The 10,583-nt window shown below is 51.4% G+C and carries 7 protein-coding genes; all 7 read left to right on the top strand.

Going from position 1 to position 10,583, the window contains the following annotated elements:
- The first annotated feature begins 302 nt into the window (after positions 1-302).
- The 7 genes from Q0294_RS03695 (at position 303) to Q0294_RS03665 (ending at position 10,337) form a co-directional block, all read left to right on the top strand.
- Complete coding sequence (locus tag Q0294_RS03695) at positions 303-2,531, top strand: HAD-IIB family hydrolase (RefSeq protein ID WP_299461044.1); 2,229 nt, start codon at positions 303-305, stop codon at positions 2,529-2,531.
- Positions 2,528-4,495 (top strand): alpha-amylase family glycosyl hydrolase, encoded by a 1,968-nt coding sequence (locus Q0294_RS03690; RefSeq protein ID WP_299461042.1) that lies wholly within the window; start codon positions 2,528-2,530, stop codon positions 4,493-4,495. The genes Q0294_RS03695 and Q0294_RS03690 overlap by 4 nt, the downstream gene beginning before the upstream one ends.
- 16 nt (positions 4,496-4,511) lie before the next feature.
- Complete coding sequence (gene treZ / locus Q0294_RS03685; protein WP_299461040.1) at positions 4,512-7,178, top strand: malto-oligosyltrehalose trehalohydrolase; 2,667 nt, start codon at positions 4,512-4,514, stop codon at positions 7,176-7,178.
- Positions 7,179-7,233: 55 nt separating this feature from the next.
- On the top strand, positions 7,234-7,428 hold the full coding sequence (locus Q0294_RS03680; RefSeq protein ID WP_299461038.1) for a hypothetical protein: 195 nt from the start codon (positions 7,234-7,236) through the stop codon (positions 7,426-7,428).
- 122 nt (positions 7,429-7,550) lie between these two features.
- Positions 7,551-8,840 carry a sodium-dependent bicarbonate transport family permease gene (locus tag Q0294_RS03675; RefSeq protein ID WP_299461036.1) on the top strand — a complete coding sequence of 430 codons (1,290 nt, stop codon included), beginning with the start codon at positions 7,551-7,553 and terminating at the stop codon, positions 8,838-8,840.
- Positions 8,841-8,948: 108 nt separating this feature from the next.
- Positions 8,949-9,872 carry a carbonic anhydrase gene (locus tag Q0294_RS03670; RefSeq protein ID WP_299461034.1) on the top strand — a complete coding sequence of 308 codons (924 nt, stop codon included), beginning with the start codon at positions 8,949-8,951 and terminating at the stop codon, positions 9,870-9,872.
- A 153-nt stretch (positions 9,873-10,025) separates the two neighbouring features.
- Positions 10,026-10,337 carry a hypothetical protein gene (locus Q0294_RS03665; protein ID WP_299461032.1) on the top strand — a complete coding sequence of 104 codons (312 nt, stop codon included), beginning with the start codon at positions 10,026-10,028 and terminating at the stop codon, positions 10,335-10,337.
- Positions 10,338-10,583 lie beyond the last annotated feature (246 nt).

Below are 10,583 nucleotides of genomic sequence, written 5' to 3'. Positions count from 1 at the left end.
ATTCGATCAACTGCTGCGGATCCCTTAAGAAACAGATAAACAATAACTTTTAACAAAAATCACATGCGAAAAGGGGTATGTAAGTGGTCGCTCAGCAATCGTGTTGGTCGCTCATCGTCCCTGCAATTCCGGGTTCAGACTGGATTTGCTTTTTCATGCGCATCCCTGGTTCTCCTGCCAACCACTCACCAGTGAGGAAACAGGTCCCGTTTTCTCAGCAGAACGGGCAACCTCAAGACAGTCGTCTTCCCCGGACGGTTGTGAAACATTTCACTCTACAGACTTAAAGACAGGATCAAATTATGGCGAGAAATGTATTGAATCAGCCACCGGGAAAAAAGCCGGGCTCAGCGACCAATAGCAAAACCTCAAGTCTGTCGGCTGTAACATCTGATGATCTGAAAATTACGTTGATCAGCCTGCACGGATTGATTCGCGCTCACGATCCCGAGTTAGGCCGTGATGCAGACACGGGAGGACAGATTAAATATGTTCTGGAACTGGCCCGCGAGCTGGCAGCACACACTCAAGTACGCGAAGTCGAACTGTTAACCAGACAAATCATTGATCCCAAAGTCGATGACGATTATGCGCAAGTGGAAGAGCCGATTTCAGAAAACGCCAAGATCGTCAGGATTCCCTTCGGGCCAAAGCGCTACCTGCGGAAAGAGTCACTGTGGCCTTATCTCGAGTTATTCATCGACCAGACACTGCAGCATTTCAAGCGAACCGGTTTACCGGACATCATTCACGGCCACTATGCCGATGCGGGCGTTGCGGGCGCGCAACTGGCGCGATTACTTCATATTCCCTATGTATTTACGGGGCACTCGCTGGGGCGTGTGAAACGACAGCGGCTCTCGCTGGGAAAAACAGACGTCGCAGCGCTGGAGAATAAGTATAAGTTCACGGCACGCATTGAGGCAGAAGAACTTGCTCTGGAAACCGCATCCATGGTCGTGACGAGTACGAACCAGGAAGTGCAGCAGCAGTATGAATTGTACGATCATTACGAACCTTCCCGGATGGAGGTCATTCCGCCTGGCGTCGATTTGACTTATTTTTCGCCGATCGACGCCAATTGGAAAAAGCCGAAAATTGCCGAGGACCTCGGCTGCTTTTTACGTGAGCCGGATAAGCCGATGATTCTGACGGTGGCACGACCCGATGAGCGGAAGAATCTGGAAACGCTGGTTCGGGTTTACGGCGAAAGCGAACAACTGCAGGAGTTGGCCAATCTGGTCCTGATTCTGGGCACGCATGATGATCTTCGCGAATTACCAAAAGCACAGCGAACGATCATCGAGAACGTGATGTATCTGATTGACCGTTACAATCTTTATGGCAAGGTGGCCTACCCGAAGACGCACAAGCCCGACGATGTGCCCGAATTATTTCGGCTGGCGACCTCGACGAAAGGTGTCTTCATCAATCCGGCACTGACCGAACCGTTCGGCCTGACGCTGCTGGAAGCCGGTGCGACCGGATTGCCGATCGTGGCCACGAATGACGGGGGGCCTCGCGACATTATTGCCAACTGTCGAAACGGTCTGCTCGTCGACCCGCTCGACAATGAAGCCATTGAGCGTGCACTCCTGCGAGTCTTAACCGAGCCGGAACAGTGGGCTGAATGGTCTGCCAATGGAATCAAAGGCACGCGCGCGCATTATTCGTGGAATCAGCACGCGAATCGCTATCTGCGCGACCTGCACGATATTCTGGAACATTCCCCCGCACCGGTTCTGCTGGATAAAACCACTTCACGTCGACTTCCGGAATTTGATCGATTGATAATTACCGATCTCGACAATACACTGACCGGAGACGATGAGGCGCTGAAAGAGTTCATCGAATTGCTGCGCAATAATGAACATATCGGTTTTGGTGTCGCGACGGGCCGGCGCCTGGACAGTGCGATGGCGCTGATCAAGGAATTGGGACTTCCTCAACCTGATCTGATCGACACCGACGCTGGAACGCAATTGCACTATGGCGAAAACCTCACACCCGATCTGAGCTGGCGTAAGTCGATCGACTATGGCTGGAGACCTGCAGAAATTCACAAAGTTCTGGACAAACTTCCTGGTTTGTTCCTGCAAGAAAAAGAGAATCAATCGGAGTTCAAAATCAGCTACGAAGTTGACACCAGCGTGAGTCCCAGTCTCACTGCGATTAAAAAGGCGCTTCGCGAAGCCGGTTTGCGTGCTAAAGTGATTATGTCACTTGGAATGTATCTCGACATTTTACCGGTGCGAGGCGGGAGCGATCTTTCGATCAGACATGTTCTCTGGAAATGGGGTTTTGCTCCCGAACATGTGCTGGTTTCCGGCGACTCCGGCAACGATGCCGGCATGCTGCTGGGACGTACGCTCGGCGTGGTCGTTGGTAATCACAGCGATGAGCTGGAGTGCCTGCGAAACCTGCCGCGCGTTTATTTTGCGAAAGCCGAACATGCGGCGGGTATTCTCGAAGGAATTGAATACTACAACTTTTTGGACAAGATAACTATACCCAACGATCGGATCGAATGAGCACGGCGCAGGATGAGATTGACTTCAAAGCGGATCTGACGCTGCAACGACTGCAACCTCAGCTCGAAGAGGTCTGGCGTACCAGCCAAATCGACGATGTCAAACGACACGAATTTGAATTACGACTGAGCGAACACTGGCGTCCCCTGTTTGGACTGCTGTTTCGGCTTTATCACTCCCGGTACGACTTCTTCTATCACATTGAGCAGGTGCTGCTGACAGCGGCCCGGGGTTGGGCGGACCGTCCCGATGATCTGTGTGAACTGGATCGGCACCGTATCAACGAGCCGAACTGGTTCCAGTCGGAGAAGATCAGCGGCGGTGCATTGTATGTTGACCTGTTCGGAGAAAATTTAAGCAAACTCCGCGAAAACGTCGGTTACTTCAAAGATCTCGGCCTGACGTATCTGCACTTAATGCCGTTGTTCGCTGTCAGACCCGGCAATAACGACGGGGGATACGCCATCAGCACTTATCGCTCGGTCGATCCTCGGCTGGGTACCATTGACGATTTACGTCTGCTGGCCCGTGATCTGCGCGAAGCCGGCATTTCACTGGTGTTGGACTTTGTCTTTAATCACACTTCCGATGACCACGAATGGGCTAAACTTGCTCAGGCAGGCAATCGAGAGTACCAGGAATATTACTATATCTTCCCCGACCGGACCGAGCCGGAACAATACGAGCGCACGCTTCGGGAGATCTTTCCCACCGTACGCCGCGGGAACTTCACCTGGCATGACGGCATGCAGCAATGGGTGTGGACCTCATTTAACAGTTTTCAATGGGACTTGAATTACACGAATCCGGCCGTTTTTCGGGCCATGCTGGAAGAAATGTTTTTCATCGCGAATACGGGGATTGATATTCTGCGTCTGGATGCCGTCGCCTTTATCTGGAAAGAGAAGGGGACGAACTGTGAAAATTTACCCGAAGCGCATACCCTGATTCAGGCGTTCAACCGACTGGCACGGATTGCGACTCCGGGTTTGCTGTTTAAGTCGGAAGCGATCGTGCATCCAGATGATGTCGTCAAATATATCAGCGAACACGAGTGCCAGATCTCTTACAACCCCACGTTGATGGCGCTGCTCTGGGAATCGCTGGCAACCCGTAAAGTAACTCTTCTCACCCAGACACTCAAGCATCGCTACCGCCTGCCCAAAAACACCGCCTGGGTGAACTATCTCCGCTGCCACGATGATATCGGCTGGACCTTCGATGATGCAGACGCAAAGGTCATCGGGATCAACGCGTATGACCATCGAAGGTTCCTCAATGATTTCTATACCGGTCAGTTTCCCGATTCGTTTGCGCGCGGCGTTCCGTTTCAGGAAAACCAGGAGACCGGAGATATGCGCATCTCGGGAACGATGGCGTCATTGGCGGGGCTGGAACAAGCCATCGAAGAAGACGATGAAGAGAAAAAAATACTGGCGATACGTCGCATGCTGCTGCTGCACGGTGTTTCGCTGAGTATCGGCGGCATACCGCTCCTGTATCTGGGCGAGGAGTGGGGCATGCTCAACGATTACGATTTTGTCAAAGACCCTGCCAAAGCCGGCGATTCACGCTGGATTCATCGTCCAAAGATGAGATGGGAGTTTTTGGAAGAACTGGATGACCATATCGGACCGGGAAACGGCTCCATTCGCAAACAGATCTTCCGCTCGACTCAAAAATTCATCGCCTTGCGAAAATCTTTGCCTGCGCTGGCTGGACAGGACATGGAATTAATCGCAACATCGAATGAGCATGTGCTCGGTTATGTGCGTTTGAATGAAGGTCACCGTTTAATTGTGTTGGCAAACTTTTCTCACGAACCTCAGGAAATCGAAGGCAACAAACTCCGCACCGCAGGCCTGGGACGATTTTTTCAAGATGTGATTGAAGACAAGACCTACGCAACCTCAGAGCGTCTGGTACTCGCGCCTTACCAGATACTCTGGCTGAATCGCGTCTAACTGACGGAACGATCTGATGTCCCCAAATCAACATTTTGAACAGAGTATGAAAAACAACACTTCCGTCGCATCCCGTGGTCATGTTCTCGCTACAGATCTGGATGGTACATTCATCCCGCTTGATGGCAACGCTGGAAATCAGGCTGATCTGCAAATTTTGACAAGCCAGTTCGCGTTGCACGATATCTCGCTGATCTTCGTCACCGGGCGCCACTTCGAATCTGTGGTTCAGGCGATCAAAGACTTTCGTCTGCCGCAACCGAAATGGATTATCTGCGATGTGGGCACGTCAATCTTTCAGCGTCAGGTCGCTGGAGAATTCACTCCCGTTGTCGCTTATCAGAAGTATCAGGACCAGATCATTGCCGGCATGCCTGTCGTAATACTTCGAAACTGGTTGCAATCGATTCCCGGCTTACGTCTTCAGGAAGAGGAAAAGCAGGGCCGCTTCAAACTCAGCTTCTACGCAGAGGCAGCAAAACTGGATGAACTCGTCGACCGCATTCAGGAAAATCTCGACCAAATCAACGCGCCGTATTCCATCATTCACAGCGTCGATCCATTCAATGGCGATGGCCTGATCGACCTGTTGCCTGCAACCGTTTCCAAAGCACACGCGCTGGAGTGGTGGTTTGAAGCATACGATTTGAATCCGCAAGACATCGTGTTCGCCGGCGATTCGGGCAATGATCTCGCCGCGCTGACCGCCGGTTATCGCACGATCTTAGTAGGAAATGCCGATCGCACGCTTGCCCAGCGGGTGTATAACCTGCATCGAGAATCGGGCTGGGAAAATCGTCTCTATCTGGCACGCGGGACAGCCACCACAGGCGTACTTGAAGGGTGTCGCTGGTTTGGATTGGCAGAGACATCGGATAAAACGGTCAAACATCTGGGAGCGACCCCGGTCACCTTCAACGAAACTCATTTTCGGGTCTGGGCACCGCAACGAAAAAGCGTTGTCGTGGAACTGCATGACGGCGAGACAAAAATTCAGCAAGCCCTGACCCGCGCTGTTCACGGCTACTTTACCGGCACCGTCTGGAATGCCACTCCCAACGGGCTGTATCAATACCGGCTGGACGATGAAGTGGCGCGCCCCGACCCTGCTTCACGCTATCAGCCCGAGAGCGTTCACGGATTTTCACAAATTATTGATCCGCAAAGTTTTCCCTGGACTGACCAGGAGTGGCGAGGAATAGAGAAGCGGGCGCTGATTATCTACGAACTGCATGTGGGCGCTTTCACACAAGGGGGCACGTTTCGCGCCGCCATCGAACGTCTGCCGGAACTGCTGGACCTGGGCATTACAGCGGTCGAGATCATGCCGGTCGCCCAGTCGCCGGGTCACTGGAACTGGGGTTATGACGGCGTCGATCTGTTCGCGGTCCGCAATACCTACGGCGCAACAGACGACTTCAAAGCATTCGTTGATGCCTGCCACGCGGCCGGTCTGGCGGTCATTCTGGATGTAGTCTATAACCATCTGGGCCCGGAAGGAAACTATCTGTCAGAATTTGGCCCGTATTTTTCACAAACGCACAATACCCCCTGGGGCGAAGCGTTGAACTACGACGGCCCGCAGTCCGAACATGTCAGACATTTTATCATTGAGAATGCGATTTACTGGCTGGAGGAATTTCATCTCGACGGTTTACGGCTGGACGCAGTCCATTTGATGTTAGACGACAGTCATCCGACCATTCTGGATGAAATTCGTCAGGCGGTCACGCGATACGCGGCGAATACACATTGGCCGATCCACCTGATTGCGGAAACCAATGTCTATCATCGTGAAATGCTGAGCGCGGATGAGAGCAGGGACGCCTACGATGGCATCTGGTGCGACTGCCTCATGTATTCCATCTACTCCTACGCGCTGCCCGAGCTGCATCTCACGCATCGCAGATACTATGGCGCACAGGATATAGCGGACTCGCTGCAGTATGGCTACGTTTATGCTGGTTGTGAATCGACCCGCGTTTCCGCACAACAGCGTAACGCATTTTATCCGGACGAAGCGAAACAAAGCCACATCGCATCACTGGTGATTGCCCTTCAGACACATGACTCTGTCGGCAATCACCTGCATGGCAAGCGAATTCATCATTTGACATCGAAGTCGTTTCAAAAGGCGGCAGCCGCCCTTGTGCTGCTTTACCCCGGGATCCCGCTTATTTTCATGGGTGAAGAATTTGCCACGGACGCACCGTTCCCGTTCTTTGCGGACTTCGAAGACAGACAACTTCGTAAAGACGTCGACAAAGGCCGCACCGGAGAATATCCTCCGCATCTCTGGCAGGACGCACTTTTGCCCTCGAACGCCGAAGCGTTCTATCGAGCCAAATGGAATGATGCTACGCTGCGCGACAGGGAGATGTTCAATTGGTACCGCGAACTGCTTCTGCTTCGCAAGCAGGGTATTAATGAGGGCTGGCTCTCGGCAGCGAGTCTCGTTACCGGATTTGACGAAAAACGGAATCTCTTTTCGTTACGCTATTCGCGTGACGATGGGGGTACTGTTGTGGTTCAAGCTCGATTAACCTCCGCAGGAATGTCAGGTCTCGGTCCAGAACGGGTCGACCGGGAAGGCGCACTGCTACTGTCATCCGAACTCCTTCCGGAAGCGCCAGACGGAGATCTACTTCTGCAACCCAATCATGCCGTGATCAGCACATTCTAACCTGCAATCTTGCTCGACCGAATTCGATAAAAGAGGAGCGAGCAGGCCCATCCGTGTGTTTCAAAACACCGACCTACACATACTTCCGGGAATTCTGCACGAACTTGCACGATTACTGCAGTTTATTGCACGATTCCTGCTGGAAATCTTTCTGGATTTTCTCCATTTTACAACAACGGAAGCCATGTTTTTAGCCTTCAATAGTGTGTTCCAGACACATTATGCCAAATATTTTATTGATGTGGCATAACGGTTGCTCGTGATCAAAAACATTCTTACCACGTTGACAAAATTCGTGCTTACGCTTGTCATCGGAGTCTCCCCTATTCGGTACGGACACCGTCTCAGTTTCACATCCGAGAAAGCAAATCGATGTTAGAAGATTTTTTGTATAATTTTGCTCATAATCTCTTCAAACCGCTGCTGTTGTTTTTTTATATGGGTTTTCTGATTCCGATTCTGAAGGTGCCGTTTGAATTTCCGAAGGCGGTGTACCAGGGATTGACTCTGTACCTGCTGGTGGCCATCGGCTGGCATGGTGGTGAAGAACTGGCATCGCTCTCATTAGCGGAATTCGGACAGGCCCTGGGTTTCATGGCGATTGGTTTTGTGACGAACCTGATTATTGGGATACTTGCTTATTTCCTACTCCGGAAGGCTACGAAGTTACGTCAGGTCGATGCGGCTACGGTCGCGGGCTTTTATGGCTCGGACTCTGCAGGGACCTTTGTGACATGTATGGGAGTGATTGCGGCAGCGAATATTGCTTATGCCGCCTATATGCCTGTGATGCTGGCGGTGATGGAAATCCCCGGCTGTCTGGTTGCCTTGTATCTGGTTTCGCGTTTGCGACAGAAAGGTATGGACTCTCATGGAAACATGCCTCACGAGCGGGGTTGTCAACCTGCAACCAAACTGGCATTCGCGATGGGAGGAGGGGAACCTTCTGATAATCTGTCTGGCGAATCGCGCGATTGGCACAATCAATATTCAGGACACGGTGGAACGGGAACTGCGGTTGCCGAAATGCCGCAGACATCAGTGAAACGTCAACTGGCAACAGAGTTTGAAGTTGCCGATGATCTTGAGATCGAAGCGGAAGAAGAAACAGTATCGAAAAAAGAGCCCATTTTCAGCAAGGAACTGTTACATGAAGTCTTTCTGAATCCGGGACTGTATCTTTTGTTTGGCGGTATCGTCATTGGATTTCTGGGCCGTCTGCAAGGTAAAGCGGTCACGAACGCTGATGACACCCTGTTTGTTAATATTTTTCACGGTATGCTGTGCCTGTTCCTGCTGGAAATGGGGATCACCGCATGCAAACGGTTGCGGGACCTCAAAGCAGCGGGCTGGCGATTCATTCTGTTTGGCGTGCTGGCTCCGAACGTGTTCGCGATTATTGGCATTTCCGTAGCCCATGCTTACAGCATACTGTTGGGAGAGCCGTTTGCTCTGGGGACCTATGCTTTGTTTGCCGTGTTATGTGGAGCAGCCTCTTACATTGCTGTTCCGGCGGTACAAAGACTGGCGATCCCCGAAGCAAGTCCCACACTGCCTCTGGCGGCCTCGCTGGGACTGACATTCACCTATAACGTTACGATTGGGATTCCCGTCTATATGTTGGTAGCACAGGCTATCATGACTACTTTTCCTGTGACATAGCAGGCGCTTGGCTCTGGCTGGAGCCCCTTTACCCCAGCCAGAGTTTAATTTATCAGCAACAGAGAAAATCAGGACGATTCGCACGATACCGTTTCAAGGAGCAGATTCATGAAGACTTCTCAAAGAACCAGCGCCTGCCAGTGTATCAAAGAGGTTTTGAATCATGGCAATATGGAATTTGTAGAAGCAATTCGACGTGAACAACAGATTTTAGAAACGCCGAAAAATAAATCCGACAAGAACAGACTGCCCGACACCAGTTTCATCAAACAACTGGGGCGGTTGGGAGAAACACTTCAGCAAGCACCAAAGACGGTTGTGCTTGCCTGTTCTGATGCGCGCGTTCCTGTCCTGGATTTGTTCCAGCAACGAGCGAACGAGGTTTTTGAGATTCGACTGGAGGGCAATGTGGCTTCGACAGAATGCCTGGGCAGTATTTCGTATGCGGTCGAGCATTTGCCGACGATCGAAGGCATTGTGGTTCTGGGGCACACCGGCTGCGGTGCGATCACTGCTGCCGTTGACCATTATCTGTCCCCCAAACCGGAGGCAACAACTGTTGAGGGGAGCATCATGTCCCTGATTAAAACAATCATACCTTCGGTAGATATTGCCGCTTCTGTGTTGGCGATGAACTCGCAATCGGAGCAGGACGCGGTTTTGAGAGAGGCGTTAGACCGGCGCAAATTGATCGGCACTGCAATCTTCGTCAATGCTGCGGCGATGGCCTGGAAGGTTCAGGCATTTATCAGAGGTTTACGACGAAATGTCCCCGTCTGGTACGGCGTTTATGACCTGGCTTCCTGTCGTATTCTGCATGCTGACCTGGATCGGCGAGACGGCTCTTTGCTTTTTGGTCTGGGAGATGCTCCCCACGTCACTGAGCTCAACGAAGTCGCACAAATCCTGGTCAAGTATTTGCAGAAAATGAACAATTTTGATGCAGCCAAATTCTCAACCAATGGTCATAACCGGCAGACGCAGGCGGCCTGGGAGATGCTTTCTACAGGAGGTGCCCCATCAGCTACTTGAAAGACCTTATTTCTGCCAGAAAGTTTTCAGACTTCACCTGTGGATGCGTGGATTGCGGCAGGGCGACCCTCCATTTCGTTTCTGCTGACAATCCACCCATTCATGATCGACATAAATCATTTTTAAATATCAACTTCTCAGGAAGACATGTTCATGGCCGCCACCACACCATTGACCAAGGTCATCGTCATTACCGAGACCCACTTCGAACAGGATATGTTAAATCATTTTCGCGAACTCGGGATTAAAGGATTCACATGTATGAACTGCTGGGGGCAGGGTCATCATCAGGTCTATGATGAGCCATTTATCGGACACTCCCAGACACGCATCGAAATTATTACAACTGATGCCATCGCCGATGCCATCGTAGATTACTGTCGTCTGCCGCGTTTCGAAGCACACGCCGTGACCGCCTATCTGGAAACGGTACGTGTGCGAGAACCGGACAAGTTTATTTCTTAAAGCTCTGTTCCAGGTGTTTTGTGATCAAATGCGACAATTGCGCTCAAACAAAATGATCGTACAAAAATCTCATGGGTGTTACAAAAACCTGAGAAATAGTGTCCGTCGTACGGAATTCCTGAGATTTTCAGTTACGCATTTTCCGTATCCACTTGAGCGGGTGGGTCAAGTTATTGCTCGAGTTGAGTGAAACGTAGTTTGCCAGTCACCTTCATGTGCTTACTTTGGCGGGTAGCTAGTGGGTAG

The organism is uncultured Gimesia sp., assembly GCF_937919775.1.
Lineage (GTDB): Bacteria > Planctomycetota > Planctomycetia > Planctomycetales > Planctomycetaceae > Gimesia.
Note: the sequence above shows the minus strand (reverse complement) of the source record. Positions and strands in the feature narration are given on the sequence as shown.